General features: G+C 68.1%; 14 protein-coding genes. 8 read left to right on the top strand and 6 right to left on the bottom strand.

Going from position 1 to position 14,048, the window contains the following annotated elements; all coding sequences use genetic code 11:
* The first annotated feature begins 110 nt into the window (after nucleotides 1-110).
* Genes ACSVDD_RS01360 through ACSVDD_RS01345 form a run of 4 tightly spaced genes read left to right on the top strand, consistent with a single transcriptional unit; the run spans nucleotide 111 to nucleotide 4,330 of the window.
* On the top strand, nucleotides 111-1,655 hold the full coding sequence (locus tag ACSVDD_RS01360) for a replicative DNA helicase (RefSeq protein ID WP_448187492.1): 1,545 nt from the start codon (nucleotides 111-113) through the stop codon (nucleotides 1,653-1,655).
* Nucleotides 1,633-2,751 carry an alanine racemase gene (gene alr / locus ACSVDD_RS01355; protein WP_448188493.1) on the top strand — a complete coding sequence of 373 codons (1,119 nt, stop codon included), beginning with the start codon at nucleotides 1,633-1,635 and terminating at the stop codon, nucleotides 2,749-2,751. The genes ACSVDD_RS01360 and alr overlap by 23 nt, the downstream gene beginning before the upstream one ends.
* Entirely contained in the window at nucleotides 2,751-3,527 is a 777-nt protein-coding gene (locus ACSVDD_RS01350; RefSeq protein ID WP_448187491.1) for an MlaE family ABC transporter permease, read from the top strand. Before alr ends, ACSVDD_RS01350 begins: the two co-directional genes overlap by 1 nt.
* On the top strand, nucleotides 3,524-4,330 hold the full coding sequence (locus tag ACSVDD_RS01345; protein WP_448187490.1) for an ABC transporter ATP-binding protein: 807 nt from the start codon (nucleotides 3,524-3,526) through the stop codon (nucleotides 4,328-4,330). Before ACSVDD_RS01350 ends, ACSVDD_RS01345 begins: the two co-directional genes overlap by 4 nt.
* A gap of 3 nt (nucleotides 4,331-4,333) precedes the next feature.
* Here ACSVDD_RS01345 and ACSVDD_RS01340 read toward each other — a convergent pair whose 3' ends face one another.
* Nucleotides 4,334-4,897, bottom strand: coding sequence for an NUDIX hydrolase (locus ACSVDD_RS01340; protein ID WP_448187489.1), 564 nt, complete (start codon nucleotides 4,895-4,897; stop codon nucleotides 4,334-4,336).
* Nucleotides 4,898-4,910: 13 nt separating this feature from the next.
* Nucleotides 4,911-5,735: a type I methionyl aminopeptidase gene (gene map, locus ACSVDD_RS01335; RefSeq protein ID WP_448187488.1), complete on the bottom strand. Its 825-nt coding sequence runs from the start codon at nucleotides 5,733-5,735 to the stop codon at nucleotides 4,911-4,913.
* A gap of 85 nt (nucleotides 5,736-5,820) precedes the next feature.
* Between map and radA the strand changes: the two genes are divergently transcribed.
* The 4 genes from radA to ACSVDD_RS01315 all read left to right on the top strand — a co-directional run bounded on the left by radA (nucleotide 5,821) and on the right by ACSVDD_RS01315 (nucleotide 10,176).
* Nucleotides 5,821-7,206 carry a DNA repair protein RadA gene (gene radA / locus ACSVDD_RS01330; RefSeq protein WP_448187487.1) on the top strand — a complete coding sequence of 462 codons (1,386 nt, stop codon included), beginning with the start codon at nucleotides 5,821-5,823 and terminating at the stop codon, nucleotides 7,204-7,206.
* Between the two features lie 19 nt (nucleotides 7,207-7,225).
* Nucleotides 7,226-7,906, top strand: coding sequence for a CvpA family protein (locus ACSVDD_RS01325; protein ID WP_448187486.1), 681 nt, complete (start codon nucleotides 7,226-7,228; stop codon nucleotides 7,904-7,906).
* A 30-nt stretch (nucleotides 7,907-7,936) separates the two neighbouring features.
* A complete protein-coding gene (purF, locus tag ACSVDD_RS01320) occupies nucleotides 7,937-9,385 on the top strand; it encodes an amidophosphoribosyltransferase (protein WP_448187485.1) in 1,449 nt (482 codons plus the stop codon).
* Nucleotides 9,386-9,471: 86 nt separating this feature from the next.
* Entirely contained in the window at nucleotides 9,472-10,176 is a 705-nt protein-coding gene (locus ACSVDD_RS01315) for an SDR family NAD(P)-dependent oxidoreductase (protein ID WP_448187484.1), read from the top strand.
* Between the two features lie 6 nt (nucleotides 10,177-10,182).
* On the opposite strand, the gene ACSVDD_RS01310 is transcribed toward ACSVDD_RS01315, so the two are convergent.
* The 4 genes from ACSVDD_RS01310 to der form a co-directional block, all read right to left on the bottom strand.
* Nucleotides 10,183-10,548 carry a TadE/TadG family type IV pilus assembly protein gene (locus ACSVDD_RS01310; protein WP_448187483.1) on the bottom strand — a complete coding sequence of 122 codons (366 nt, stop codon included), beginning with the start codon at nucleotides 10,546-10,548 and terminating at the stop codon, nucleotides 10,183-10,185.
* A gap of 53 nt (nucleotides 10,549-10,601) precedes the next feature.
* A complete protein-coding gene (locus ACSVDD_RS01305) occupies nucleotides 10,602-11,036 on the bottom strand; it encodes a TadE/TadG family type IV pilus assembly protein (RefSeq protein WP_448187482.1) in 435 nt (144 codons plus the stop codon).
* 25 nt (nucleotides 11,037-11,061) lie between these two features.
* Nucleotides 11,062-12,369, bottom strand: a complete 1,308-nt coding sequence (locus tag ACSVDD_RS01300; protein ID WP_448187481.1) for a pilus assembly protein TadG-related protein — start codon at nucleotides 12,367-12,369, stop codon at nucleotides 11,062-11,064.
* A 243-nt stretch (nucleotides 12,370-12,612) separates the two neighbouring features.
* Nucleotides 12,613-14,037 (bottom strand): ribosome biogenesis GTPase Der, encoded by a 1,425-nt coding sequence (gene der / locus ACSVDD_RS01295; RefSeq protein ID WP_448187480.1) that lies wholly within the window; start codon nucleotides 14,035-14,037, stop codon nucleotides 12,613-12,615.
* Between the last annotated feature and the right edge of the window lie 11 nt (nucleotides 14,038-14,048).

The following is a 14,048-nucleotide window of genomic DNA, read 5'->3' as shown; positions in this document are numbered from 1 at the left end:
ATTATCCCCGATCTTCTGCGCCTGTGGATAAAAGTTGTGCACAGGTTTTTGGGGGAGCCCTCCACGCTTGGCACAGGCCCCCGGCGCAGCCGTTTGGTAGAGTGCCGATTATGGACAACAAGCCCTCCGCCCCCTTCGAACCCCGCATCATCGACGGCAGCGCCGTGCGCGCCTCGGCGCTGCCTCAGGCCACGCCCGAGTACCGCACCGCCCCGCACAACGAGGAGGCCGAACAGGCGCTGCTCGGCGCCATTCTGGTCAACAACAAGGCCTACGAGCGCGTCGGCGAATTCCTGCGCCCGCAGCACTTCTACGACCCCGGACACCGGAAGATCTTCGAGGCGATCGCCAAGCTGATCGAGCGCGGTCAGGTCGCCAACCCGGTGACCCTCAAAGCCTATTTCGAAAAGGACCCGGAGTTTGCGGCGGAAGAGGGCGGTGCCGGCGGCTACCTGATCCGGCTCGCGGCCGGCGTGGTGACGGTGATCAACGCCGCCGACTACGGCAAGATGATCCACGACCTGTTCCTGCGCCGCCAGCTCATCGAAGTCGGCACGGACATGGTGAACGAGGCGTACGAGCACGACCTCGACTCCGGCGCCATGGAGCAGATCGAGCAGGCGGAAAAGCAGCTCTTCGACCTCGCCTCCACCGGCGACGTGCAGGGCGGCTTCATCGCCTTCAACGATTCGCTGAAGGTCGCCATCGACATGGCGGAGGCGGCGTTCCGGCGCTCCAGCCACGTCACCGGCGTCACCTGCGGCCTGCGCGACCTCGACCGCAAGCTGGGCGGCCTGCACCCATCGGACCTGCTCATCCTCGCCGGTCGCCCGTCGATGGGTAAGACGGCGCTGGCCACCAACATGGCCTTCAACGCCGCCAAGGCGCACATGAGGTCCAACGGCTCCGAGGGGGCGTGCGTCGGGTTCTTCTCGCTGGAAATGTCGGCCGAACAGCTCGCCACCCGTATTCTCGCGGGCGAGGCCGAGGTGTCCGGCGACAAGATGCGCCGCGGCGACCTGCGCAACGAGGACTTCCCGAAGTTCATCCAGGCCAGCCAGGAACTGGCCCGCGTGCCGTTCTTCGTGGACGACACCCCCGCCCTGTCGGTGGCCGCCGTGCGCACCCGATGCCGGCGCCTGAAGCGCACGCACGGGCTGGGCTTCGTGGTGGTGGATTACCTCCAGCTGCTGCGCGGCACCTCGACGCGCGGTGCGGAGAACCGCGTGCAGGAAATCTCGGAGATCACCCGCAGCCTGAAGGCCATCGCCAAGGAGCTGGATCTGCCGGTGCTGGCGCTGTCCCAGCTCAGCCGCGCGGTGGAACAGCGCGAGGACAAGCGGCCGCAGCTTTCCGACTTGCGTGAATCGGGCTCGATCGAGCAGGACGCCGACGTGGTCATGTTCGTCTACCGCGAACAGTACTATCTTGAGCGTGCCGAGCCGGCTCGCCGGCCGGAAGAAACCGAAGACAAGTACAACGACCGTTACGCCAACTGGCAGAAGCGCTACGCCGAGGTGCACAACACCGCGGAAGCGATCATCGCCAAGCAGCGTCACGGCCCGATCGGCAGCGTGCGACTCTACTTCGATGGCCAATACACCCGGTTCGGCGACCTCGACACCCAGCATGATGAACACGACACCGGCGAGTGACCCCGCGGAACGCGCCGGCGCGATGCTGACCATCGATCTGGACGCGGTGGCCGCCAACTGGCGGCTGCTGCGCGACCGGGTCGGGCCGGCGCGTTGTTCGGCCGTCGTCAAGGCGGACGCCTACGGCCTCGGCGCCGCACGCGTCGCCCCTGCCCTGCACGCCGCAGGCTGTGAGACCTTCGTGGTCGCGCAGTTGGAGGAGGCCGTGGCGTTGCGCGCCGTGCTGCCCGACGCGGAGATCCTGTCGCTGGGCGGCCTGCCCAGAGGCAGCGCGCCGGAGTTCGCGGTGCGGCGCATCGTGCCGGTGCTCAATCATCTCGGCGACATCGAGGTGTGGACGGCGTTCGGGCGCGCGCGCGGCGCGGCGCTGCCGGCCGCGGTGCACATCGACACCGGCATGAACCGACTCGGCCTCGGCCCGGACGAACTGGACCACCTCGCCGCAGAGCCCGAGCGGCTCCAGGGCATGGCGGTGCGGCTGTGGATGACGCACCTCGCCTGCGCTGAAGCCGATACGCCGATGAACGCGCAGCAGCTCGGCCGTTTCCGTCTGGCGCTCGCCCGGCTGCCGGCAGCACCGGCCAGCCTCGCCAATTCATCGGGGATTTTCCTCGGCCCCGCCTATCACTTCGACCTCGCGCGGCCGGGCTGCGCGTTGTATGGAGTGAACCCGACGCCGGGCGAACCGAACCCCATGCGGCAGACGGTGCGCCTCGACGCGCGGGTCCTTCAGGTCCGCACCGTTGACAGCCCTATGACCGTTGGCTACGGTGCCACTCACCGCGTTGCGGGGAGAGGCAAAATTGCAACCATTGCAGTGGGTTACGCAGACGGCTACCCGCGCACGCTCAGCGGGCGCGGGAACGTGTTCGTCGGCGGTGTGCCGGCTCCCGTGGTCGGGCGGATTTCGATGGATCTGATCACCGTGGATGTTACCGCACTGCCCGAAGGCGCCGCCGTGCCCGGCGCTCTGGTTGAGTTGATCGGCCCGAACCGCCCGGTGGATACCGTGGCGGATGAGGCCGGCACCATCGGCTATGAGATCCTGACGTCGCTGGGTCCCCGCTATCACCGCGCCTATGTTGGGACTGCCTGATGGATTTTCTCGCCGCGACGGGTCGTACCTTCCTGATCTTTCTGGAAGCGACCGGGCAGCTTGCCATGTTCACCAGCCGGTCGGTCTCGCACTGCCTGCGGCCGCCGCTGTACGCGCGCCAGATCCTGCGGCAGATGATCGACATCGGCTATTACTCGCTGCCGGTGGTGGGCCTGACCGCGCTGTTCACCGGCATGGTGCTGGCGCTGCAAAGCTATTCCGGTTTCTCGCGCTTCCAGGCGGAGGGCGCCATCGCCACCGTCGTGGTGCTGTCGGTGACCCGTGAGCTGGGGCCGGTGCTGGCCGGGCTGATGGTGGCGGGCCGCATCGGCGCCGCCATGGCCGCCGAGATCGGCACCATGCGCGTGACCGAGCAGATCGACGCGCTGTCCACGCTGTCCACCAACCCGTTCAAGTATCTGGTGGCGCCGCGCCTGATCGCCGGCACGACGATGCTGCCGCTGCTGGTGCTGGTCGCCGACGTGATCGGTGTGTTCGGCGGCTTTCTGGTCAGCGTCTACCGGCTGGACTTCAACCCGTCCTCCTACATCACCCGCACCTGGCAGTTCCTGGAACCGGTCGACGTCATCTCCGGTCTGGTGAAGGCGGCGGTGTTCGGCTTCGTCATCTCGCTGATGGGCTGCTATTTCGGCTACAAGTCGCGCGGCGGCGCCCAAGGTGTCGGTCAGGCGACCACCAACGCGGTGGTGGCGGCCTCGATCCTCATCCTGGTGTTCAACTACCTGATCACCGGAATGTTCTTCTCGACCAAATGACCGACACGCACCCCCACAACACGCCGCCCCACGCCACGCCGAAGATCGCCCTTCGGAACGTTCACAAGCGCTTCGGCCGCAAGGTGGTGCTGAACGGCATCGACCTGGAGGTCGGGCGCGGCGAATCCCTCGTGGTGATCGGCGGCTCGGGCACCGGCAAGTCGGTGATGCTGAAGTGCATCCTCGGCCTGCTGCACCCCGACAGCGGCTCCATCAAGGTGGACGGCCAGGAAACCACCAAGCTCCGCTCGCGCGAGCGCGAGAAGCTGCTGCACAAGTTCGGCATGCTGTTCCAGGGCGCCGCCCTGTTCGACAGCCTGAAGGTGTGGGAGAACGTCGCCTTCGGCCTGATCCAGGGCGAGCACATGCCGCGCCCGCAGGCCAGGGACATCGCCATGGCCAAGCTCGGCGCTGTCGGCCTGACGCCGGAGGTGGGCGATCTGTCGCCGGCCGAACTGTCGGGCGGCATGCAGAAGCGCGTGGCGCTGGCCCGTGCCATCGCCGACGAGCCGGAGATCATCTTCTTCGACGAACCGACCACCGGCCTCGACCCGATCATGGCCGACGTGATCAACGAGCTGATCGTGAAGTGCGTGAAGGACCTCGGCGCGACCGCGGTGACGATCACCCACGACATGGCCTCGGCCCGCAAGATCGCCGACCGCATCGCCATGATCTACCAGGGCAAGATCATCTGGACCGGGCACGCCAAGGACATCGACAACTCGGGCAACGCGCATGTGGACCAGTTCGTCCACGGCCGCGCCGAGGGGCCGATCCAGATGCAGATCCGGGCGCTGTAGGGGTTACAGCCGCCCCGCCAACTCCGCGTTGGTCACCATCGCCAGCAGCGCCATCTGCGTCAGCAGCGGGAACTCGCCGCGCCCCGCCGCGGCCAGAAGTTCGGTGCGGGTGAGGAACAGCACTTCGGTCTCCTCCAGGTCATCGGAGTCCGGCACCGCCACCTTGCGGCAGCCGGTGGCGCGGAACATGTGCGACACCGCTCCGCCCTGGTTGGCGTTCACCGTGTAGCCGCCCAAATCCTGCCAGTCCGCCGCCGCGAACCCGGTCTCCTCCAGCAGTTCGCGTTTGGCGGCCTCCAGCGGGTCCTCGCCGGGGTTCACGTGGCCGCCGGGGAAGACCAGACAGACTCGCTTCGGCCCGTGCCGGTACTGGCGGTAGGTGATGACCCGGCCGTCCTCGGTCTCGGCGTAGATGCAGGCGAAGGACGGCATGTCGAGCTGGTAGTAATCCTCGATCCGCCGGCCGTCCGGCAGGTCGATGGCCTCGACGCGCACCTTGAGGAACGGCGACGCGTCCAGCAGGTCGCGGCTGGCCGCCACCGCCCAGGGCTTCAGGTCCTTCGGCACGAGCGGGGCTCCGTCAGTAAGGGGGCTTGGCGAGGCCGGCGGGGGACAGGGTGAAGATCTCGCAACCGTCCTCGGTGATGCCGACCTGATGCTCGAACTGCGCCGACAGCGAGCGGTCGCGGGTCACCGTGGTCCAGCCATCGGCAAGGATCTTCACGTCGGCACGGCCGGCGTTCAGCATCGGCTCGATGGTGAAGACCATGCCGGGGACCAGCGCCATCCCCTGCCCCGGCTCGCCGAAATGATCGACGTGCGGCGCATCGTGGAAGACACGGCCGATGCCGTGCCCGCCGAAGTCGCGCACCACCGAAAAGCGGTTGACCTCGGCGAGACTCTGGATGGCGTAGCCGACGTCGCCCAGCGTGTTGCCGGGCTTGGCGGCGGCGATGCCGGCCATCATGGCCTCAAAGGTCAGGTCCACCAGCTTGCGGGCCTTCACGCCGATCTTATTGCCGACGAAGAACATGCGGCTGCTGTCGCCGTACCAGCCGTCGAGGATCACCGTCACGTCGATGTTGACGATGTCGCCGTCCGCCAGACGCTTGTCGTCGCTGGGAATGCCGTGGTTGACCACGTGGTTGGGCGAGATGCAGCTCGCCGCCGGATACCCCTTGTAGCCGATGGTCGCGGGGATGGCGCCGTGGTCGCGCATGAACCCCTCGATCCGCTTGTCCAAGGCACCGGTGCTCACCCCCGGCACGACGTGCGGAGTGATGAAGTCCAGCGTCTCGGCCGCCAGCCGTCCGGCCCGGCGTATCCCCTCGAACCCCTCCGGCCCGTGCAGCGGAACCTGCCGCCCTTCCGTGTCGGTCGCGTACCCGCGCGGCTCATACGACATGAAATCACCTTTCCTTGCCCCATAGGAGACGGGGACTGGGCATGCTATATATTGTGCTCCGCAACACATCCAGAACTCCACGACATTGGCAAAGCCAACCTCTCGCTATGTCTGCCAGTCGTGCGGCGCCGTCTCCCCGAAATGGGCCGGACGCTGCGACGCCTGCGGCGGATGGAACACGATGATCGAAGAAGCGGCCCCCGACTCAGCGCCCAAGGGACTGGGCGTGGGAAAGGGTCGCCGGCTGGAGTTCGTCGGCCTGACCGGCGCGTCGGAACCGGCGCCGCGCCGCATGACGGGCATCGCCGAGTTCGACCGCGTCTGCGGCGGCGGGCTGGTGCCGGGCTCGGCGGTGCTGATCGGTGGCGATCCAGGCATCGGCAAGTCCACCCTGCTGCTCCAGGCCGTCGGCCGGCTGGCGCAGGACTGGCGCTGCGCCTACGTCTCGGGCGAAGAGGCGGTGGATCAGGTGCGCCTGCGCGCCCAGCGCTTAGGCGTCGTCTCGGCGCCGGTCGATCTGGCCTCGGCCACCAACGTGCGCGACATCGTCGCCACGCTGGACGCCAGCGACTGTCCGGGAATCATCGTCATCGATTCCATCCAGACCATGTACGTCGACACGCTGGACAGCGCGCCGGGCACGGTGGCGCAGGTGCGTGCCTCGGCGCAGGAGCTGATCCGCGTCGCCAAGCGGCGCGGCGTCGTGCTGCTGCTGGTCGGCCACGTCACCAAGGAAGGCATGATCGCCGGCCCCCGCGTGCTGGAGCACATGGTGGACACGGTGCTGTATTTCGAGGGCGAGCGCGGCCACCAGTTCCGCATCCTGCGCGCCGTCAAGAACCGCTTCGGCCCGACCGACGAGATCGGTGTGTTCGAGATGGGCGACGCCGGCCTGTCGGAGGTGGCGAACCCCTCCGCCCTGTTCCTGGCGGAGCGGCGCGGCGACGTGTCGGGCGCCGCGGTGTTCGCCGGCATGGAGGGCTCGCGCCCGGTGCTGGTGGAGGTGCAGGCGTTGGTGGCGCCCTCGCCGCTCGGCACGCCGCGCCGCGCCGTGGTGGGCTGGGACTCGGCGCGCCTCGCCATGGTGCTGGCGGTGCTGGAGGCGCGCTGCGGCGTGCAGATCGGCGCCAACGACGTCTACCTCAACGTGGCCGGCGGCCTGCGCATCGGCGAGCCGGCGGCCGATCTGGCGGTGGCGGCGGCGCTGGTGTCGTCGCTGACCGGCGAGCCGGTGCCGGCCGACGCCGTGGTGTTCGGCGAGATCGGACTGTCCGGCGAGGTGCGCGCGGTCAGCCAGACCGACACGCGCCTCAAGGAAGCCGCAAAGCTGGGGTTTTCAACGGCCATCATTCCGGCTAGACGAAGCGCCGGGCGTGGCGACACGCCCCTCAAGACGGTGGAACTTCACCATCTCGGCGAGCTGATGCCGCTGTTCCAGACGGACGGCGGCAGCCATGGCCGGGCACGATAGGGTTCGAGGATAGCGAAGCATGGAGAATTTCCCGATCAATCCGGCGGACGGCGTGGTCTTCGCCGTGCTGCTGCTGTCGGCGCTGCTGGCGTTCACGCGCGGCATGGTGGCCGAGGTGCTGTCGCTGGCCGCCTGGGCCGGTGCGGCGCTGATCGCGCTGTACGCGCTGCCGTTCGCTCTGCCCTTCGTGCAGAAGTACGTGAAGGTGGAGATGGTGGCCTACGTCATCACCTCGGCCGGCCTGTTCATCACGTCGCTGGTGATCCTCACCATCCTGTTCGGGCGGATCTCGAAGGGGGTGCAGAACTCGGCGCTGTCGGCGGTGGACCGTTCGCTGGGCTTCCTGTTCGGGCTGTTCAAGGGTGGCGTTCTGGTGTCCGTCGCCTATCTCTTTTTCTCATGGCTGGTGCCCGCGCCCGAGCAGCCGGCGTGGCTTCAGCAGGCCAAGACCCGGCCGCTGATGGCCGCCGGAGCCGGGATGATCTATGAATTCGTCCCCGCCAATCTGCGGGCCGAGGGTTTGACTCAGGCAGATCTGGCGCGGGATCGCACGCGTCAGGCGATCGAGGCGAAGGAGGCGCTGGACCGTCTCACGTCGCCGGTCCCGGCCGGCGGGAAGACGGGTGCACCACCCGCCAATACCGGTTATAAGGAGCGCGATCGCGGCGAGATCGACCGCTTGATCCAGAACACGCGCTGAGTCGGGCCCGTGCATAACGAGGATTCTTCGATGCTGACGACGCATCCCTTCGACGACGACAAGCTGCGCGAGGAGTGCGGCGTCTTCGGGATCTACACCCATGCCCAGGCCGCGGCGATCACCGCGCTTGGCCTGCACGCCCTCCAGCACCGCGGCCAGGAGGCGGCCGGCATCGCCAGCTTCGACGACTGCGACTTCCGCGTCGAGCACACGATGGGCCTCGTCGGCGACCATTTCTCGAAGGAAAGCGTCATCGGCCGGCTGAAGGGCGACATGGCCATCGGCCACGTGCGCTACGCCACCACCGGCGACACCACGATGCGCAACGTCCAGCCGCTGTGCGCCGACCTGGAATTCGGCAGCTTCGCGCTGGCCCACAACGGCAACCTGACCAACGCGCAGACGCTGCGCCGCCAGCTGGTGCGCCGCGGCTGCCTGTTCCAGTCCACCACCGACACCGAGGTGATCGTCCACCTCATGGCGCTGGCCCGAGGCGGCAGCCCGGTCGACCGCATGATCGAAGCGGTGCGGCAGGTCGAGGGCGCCTTCTCGCTGGTCGCCGCGTCGCGCGGCGTGGTGATCGGCGTTCGCGACCCGCTGGGCGTGCGGCCGCTGGTGCTGGGCAAGCTGGGCGACACCCACATCCTTACCAGCGAGACCTGTGCGCTGGACATCGTCGGCGCCGACTACGTTCGCGACGTCGAGCCGGGCGAGATGGTGGTGCTGGACGAGTCCGGCGTGCACAGCCTGCGCCCGTTCCAGCCGCAGGGCCGCCGCTTCTGCATCTTCGAGTACATCTACTTCGCCCGCCCGGACAGCATCATGGAAGGCACCTCGGTCTACGAGGCCCGTCAGCGCATCGGCCGCGAGCTGGCCCGCGAGTCCGGCGTCGACGCCGATTACATCGTGCCGGTGCCGGACAGCGGCGTGCCGGCGGCGCTGGGCTACGCGGCGCAGAGCGGCATCCCGTTCGAACTGGGCATCATCCGCAACCATTACGTCGGCCGCACCTTCATCGAGCCGACCGACCAGATCCGCCACCTCGGCGTCAAGCTCAAGCACAACGCCAACCGCCACATGATCGAGGGCAAGCGGGTCATCCTGGTCGATGACTCCATCGTGCGCGGCACGACGTCCAAGAAGATCGTCGACATGATGCGCGCGGCCGGCGCCAAGGAGGTGCACATGCGCATCTCCAGCCCGCCGACCTCGCACCCGTGCTTCTACGGCATCGACACACCCGAGCAGTCGAAACTGCTGGCGCACGGCATGTCGGTGGAAGAAATGCGGGAGTTCATCCAGGCCGACAGTCTGGCCTTCATCTCGCTGGACGGCCTGTACCGCGCCATGGGCGAGACGCACCGTGATCCGCAGGCGCTGAAGTTCTGCGACGCCTGCTTCACCGGCGAGTACCCGATCCCGCTGACCGACACGCTGGACAGCCCGGCGGACCCCGTCCGCGCCGTCCTGCGCGCCTGAGCGAACCCCACCCGCCCGCGTGCGGCGGCCGTCCCCCGGCCCCGCACGCGGGTTTTGTTTGCCCCGATTATTGCAGAGCCCCAGCCATGTCCCGTCTCGCCGGCCGCTACGCCCTGATCACCGGTGCCTCCCGCGGCATCGGCGCCGCCGTTGCCAAGCGCTTCGCCGCCGAGGGCGCGCACGTCATCCTCACCGCCCGCACCGTCGGCGGCCTGGAGGAAACGGACGACGCCATCAAGCAGGCGACCGGCAACAGCGCCACGCTGGTGCCGCTGGACCTGCGCCAGTTCGACCAGATCGATGCGCTGGGCGCCGCCATCTATGAGCGCTTCGGCCGCCTGGACATCGTGGTGGGCAACGCCGGCACGCTGGAGGCGTTGGGCCCCATCGCCCAGTTCGACCCGAAGATGTGGCAGCGCATCCTCGACACCAACGTCACCGCCAACTACCGGCTGATCCGCAGCATGGACCGGCTGCTGCGGGCGTCGGACGCGGGGCGGGCGATCTTCGTCACCTCGGGGGCGGCCAAGGCGCCCTATCCGTACTGGGGGCCGTACGCGGTCAGCAAGACGGCGCTGGAGATGATGGTGAAGACCTACGCCATGGAGATCGCCAAGTCGAACCTGCGGGTGAACCTGCTGGACCCCGGCGTGGTGCGCACCAAGATGCGCGTCCAGGCCTTCCCCGGCGAGGACCCGCAAACGCTGCCCGCGCCCGAGGACGTCACCGACCGCTTCGTCGATCTGGCCGAACCGGCCTGCACGCTGCACGGCGAAGTGGTGTCGGTCTGAGGATTGTTACTGCACCATCGGCACGCGGGCCTGCCCGCTGATCGACCCGAGGTCGACGGGGAGCAGGCCGGTGATGCCGGTGGCCGGCCACGCGTAGGTCGCCGTCACCTTCATGAAGGTCACACCAGCGTAGGTGTCCTGCACCGCGGTCACCGTCACCTTGGACGAATCCATGACCGCGGCGCCGTTCAGCTTGGCGACGACGGCCGCCTTCACGGCCGTCGTCGTGGCGCTGGTGCTGACCAGGGCGGTGCGCGCGCCTTCCTCCGCCGCGAACTGGAGCGTGTTGCGCGTCCAGAAGAACGTCGCCGTCTCGATGATCGCGATCAGGATCGCGAGGAGCAGCGGCAGCGCGAAGGCGAATTCGATCATGACGGCCCCCCGCTCATCGCGCATGAGGCGTCGGGGACGCATTGCCACGCCCCTCATTGCACCCGAATGGTCGCGGAGCCGGCAAGCGCCAGCGGCGACGACACGCCGGGATAGGGGAACATCGTCTCGAAATTTTCGCGCACGGTCACCGACAGGAAGCGCAGCACCGTCCCGCCCGAGGCGCACACCGCGTTGCAACCGACGGAACTGCCGTCCGGGCATTCGCAGAACACCTGCAGCGCGTCCACCGTCGCCGTCGACGGCACGCCACCGGCGCCCAGCGCCGCGAGCTGGATGCCGGCGGAATCGCTGGGGCTCTGGCGGGCGTATTGCACGGCGCTGCGGGCCGCCGACTCCAGAGCCATCCGGTCGTAGAAGGCGCGCCCGAAGTCGATCACCCCGCCAAGGATCAGGATCAGCAGCGGCAGGAGCAGCGCGAACTCCACCGCCACGTTGCCGTCGCGGTTGGCCGCCAGTCGCCCAAGCATGCCGCGCCCCTGTCCCATCGCCCCCTCACTCTCCGAGCGTCGCCGCGGTGGTGAGAACCGGCTTCACCCCCAGCGCCGAACACCCGCTGTTGTCCAGCGCCGAGTTGCCGGAGAAATCCACCGTCTTCGCGACGATCTCGATGCAGGTGGAACTGCCCGACGTCGTGTTGTTGCCGTTCCACTTTACCTGTTGCGACGGAAAATAGAAGGCGCCGTTCATCACAATGCCGGAACCGCCGTTTATGGTGTTGGTGCCGCCGGATGGCGCCCGCCGGTCCTGGTAGATGAGGATACCCGGATACATGGCACTCGCTCCGCTCGGGGCGTTCAGATGCACGCTTGCACCGCCGTTGATGGACACCGTGCCGATCTGGCTGGCGTTGGCGTGGCTGGTCAGGACGAAGGTCACGCCGTCGCCGGGGTGTGTGCAGTTGCAGCTCACCTGCTGCTGCGCGTTGATGCTGAGACTGGCGCCGTCGAGGACATAAACGCCGGGATTGAGGACCGCCGCGCCGTTGTTCGGCGGGAATGTGGAACAGTAGGTGCCCGGCGAGTAGGTGGTCTGCGTCTTGGTCGTCTTCGTGCAACTTCCCGTCTGCGGGGTGCCCAAGCTGGCGTATGGGTCCGCCAGCGGCCAGGCATAAGTCACCGGCGGCTCTGTGAAATTCAGGTTGGACGAACCGCCGAGGCTGGTGCCGCCGGCCGTCCACAGCCCCTGTGCGGCGATGCTGCTGCTGCCGCTCATCTTGATGGCGGCGCTGTCGGTGGAGTTGGCGGCCAGGGTGCAGCCCTGCATGTTGAGCGTGGAACTGCCCTGCCCGGTGATGGCGCCGGACGCCGACGTGTCCAGCGCCAGCACGCAGGCCTGCCCGACCGTCCGCACACGGGCGACCGCACGGGCGGAGATCGGCACCGTGCCGCTGGCCAGTACGGCCGAGAACAGGCGCCCCTGCGGCCGGGTGATGATCGCCTCGACCGCCTGCGAATTGCCTGCGTAGGCGCCGCTGGTCGGCGGGGAATGGATGAGGATGACGTCCGAGGCCGACACCGCGCCGTTGCGCGTCGCCTCCAGGGTGGCGGCTGAGGTGACGCGGGCGGCGGTACCGCGCGCCTCTTCCAGCGCGCCGGCGATGGCGGCGGCGTCGGCCGCGGTTTGCAGGTTGCGCCGCGTCATGTACCAAGAGCCGACCTCGATGCCGACCGCCAGCAGGCTCATCAGCAACGTCATCATCAGCGCGACGATGATCATCATCGCCCCGGATTCGTCGTCCCGAAGCCGCGCTCCCGCTCCAGCCCCCGGCCCGGTCAGGTATCGGACGATCCGCCGCAGCATGCCAACCTCCATCCACCGCGCCTTCCGCCGGTCATCGTCCGGCCTTGATTGCGAAAAGCGGGCGGGCGTACTCGGCGAACTTTTGCCAGGATACGCCCGCGCAGAGGATGGCGCAATAGAGTGATTTCCATGACCAAATAAATACAAGGAAACACTTCAACGGAGACTTCGATTTACTTGGAGATCGATATCGCTTTGCGGACGGTTTCGTTCGAAATTCGAAGCATTCCCGGAGGAGCGGCCTCAGTCAGTCGCGAACGGGTTCTTGCGCTTGCGCAGCACCAGCCGCACCGGCACGCCGGGGATGTCGAAGGTTTCGCGCAGGCTCGCCACCAGATAGCGCTGGTAGGCCTCGGGCAAATCCATCGGCTTGTTGACGAACAGCGCGAAGGTCGGCGGCCGGGTCTTCACCTGCGTCATGTAGCGGATCTTCAGGCGGCGGCCCTCCACCAGGGGCGGCGGGTGGTGCTCCAGCATGGCCGTGAGCCAGCGGTTGATCTGCGAGGTCGGAACGCGGCGGTTCCACACCTCGTACGTCTCCAGCACCGCGTCGAGCAGCGTGTCGAGCTTCTGCCGCTTCAGCGCCGAGATGGTCACCACCTGCACGCCCTTGGCCTGCGCCAGCGAGGCTTGCAGCTTGTCCTCGACCTCCTTCAACGCCAGGGCGCGGTTGTCCACTGCGTCCCACTTGTTGATCGCCAGGACCAGCGCGCGGCCCTCGTCGATCACCGTGCGGGCGATGGTCAAATCCTGCTTGTCGAGAATCTGGTCGGCGTCCACCACCAGCACCACCAGCTGCGCCATGCGCACGACGCGCAGCGCGTCGGCGACCGCCAGCTTTTCCACCTTCTCCTCGACGCGGGCGCGGCGGCGGATGCCGGCGGTGTCCACCAGACGGAAGGCACGGCCGCGCCACGTCCAGTCCACCGAAATGGCGTCGCGAGTCATGCCGGCCTCCGGGCCGGTCAGCACGCGGTCCTCGCCGATCAGGCTGTTGAGCAGGGTGGACTTGCCGACGTTCGGGCGGCCGACGATGGCTACCTGGATCGGCTTGGCGCGCTCCTCCTCCGGCTCCGGCAGGTCGCCGATGCCCTCGATCTCCTCCTCGGCCTTCCTGGCCTCGATGGCCTTTCTGGCCTCGCGGGGCCGGCGCGGGGCGGGCTCCGTCTGATCCTTGGGGGCGTAAGGCATCAGCGCCTCGACGAGGTCGGCCATGCCTTCGCCGTGCTCGGCGGACAGCGGCACCGGGTCGCCCAGGCCCAGCTCGAACGCCTCGAACAGGCCGGGCATGCCGGCCTTCCCTTCCGCTTTGTTGGCGACCAGGATCACCGGCGTCTTCGACTTGCGCAGCAGCGTGGCGAAGTGGCGGTCGAGCGGCGTCACACCGGCGCGCGCGTCGATCAGGAACAGCGTCACGTCGGCGCGTTGCAGCGCCTGCTCGGTCTGGCGGCGCATGCGCGCCTCCAGGCTGTCGTCGGTGACGTCCTCAAGCCCGGCGGTGTCGACGATGGTGAAGGACAGCCCGCCGACATGGCCGTCGGCCGAGCGCCAGTCGCGCGTCACGCCCGGCGTGTCGTCGACCAACGCCAGTTTCTTGCCGGCCAGACGGTTGAAGAGCGTCGATTTGCCCACGTTGGGGCGGCCGACGATGGCGACGGTGAACGACATGAGAACGGAGA

Source organism: Azospirillum terrae (assembly GCF_053470425.1).
This window is presented reverse-complemented; position numbering and strand designations above follow the sequence as displayed.

Coding starts and splice junctions, on each gene's coding strand:
- ACSVDD_RS01300 (WP_448187481.1), bottom strand. CDS start 12,369: ATGCTGCGGCGGATCGTCCGATACCTGACCGGGCCGGGGGCTGGAGCG.
- ACSVDD_RS01310 (WP_448187483.1), bottom strand. CDS start 10,548: ATGATCGAATTCGCCTTCGCGCTGCCGCTGCTCCTCGCGATCCTGATC.
- purF (WP_448187485.1), top strand. CDS start 7,937: ATGCTGACGACGCATCCCTTCGACGACGACAAGCTGCGCGAGGAGTGC.
- ACSVDD_RS01325 (WP_448187486.1), top strand. CDS start 7,226: ATGGAGAATTTCCCGATCAATCCGGCGGACGGCGTGGTCTTCGCCGTG.
- ACSVDD_RS01305 (WP_448187482.1), bottom strand. CDS start 11,036: ATGCTTGGGCGACTGGCGGCCAACCGCGACGGCAACGTGGCGGTGGAG.
- map (WP_448187488.1), bottom strand. CDS start 5,735: ATGTCGTATGAGCCGCGCGGGTACGCGACCGACACGGAAGGGCGGCAG.
- ACSVDD_RS01315 (WP_448187484.1), top strand. CDS start 9,472: ATGTCCCGTCTCGCCGGCCGCTACGCCCTGATCACCGGTGCCTCCCGC.
- ACSVDD_RS01350 (WP_448187491.1), top strand. CDS start 2,751: ATGGATTTTCTCGCCGCGACGGGTCGTACCTTCCTGATCTTTCTGGAA.
- ACSVDD_RS01360 (WP_448187492.1), top strand. CDS start 111: ATGGACAACAAGCCCTCCGCCCCCTTCGAACCCCGCATCATCGACGGC.
- alr (WP_448188493.1), top strand. CDS start 1,633: ATGAACACGACACCGGCGAGTGACCCCGCGGAACGCGCCGGCGCGATG.
- ACSVDD_RS01345 (WP_448187490.1), top strand. CDS start 3,524: ATGACCGACACGCACCCCCACAACACGCCGCCCCACGCCACGCCGAAG.
- der (WP_448187480.1), bottom strand. CDS start 14,037: ATGTCGTTCACCGTCGCCATCGTCGGCCGCCCCAACGTGGGCAAATCG.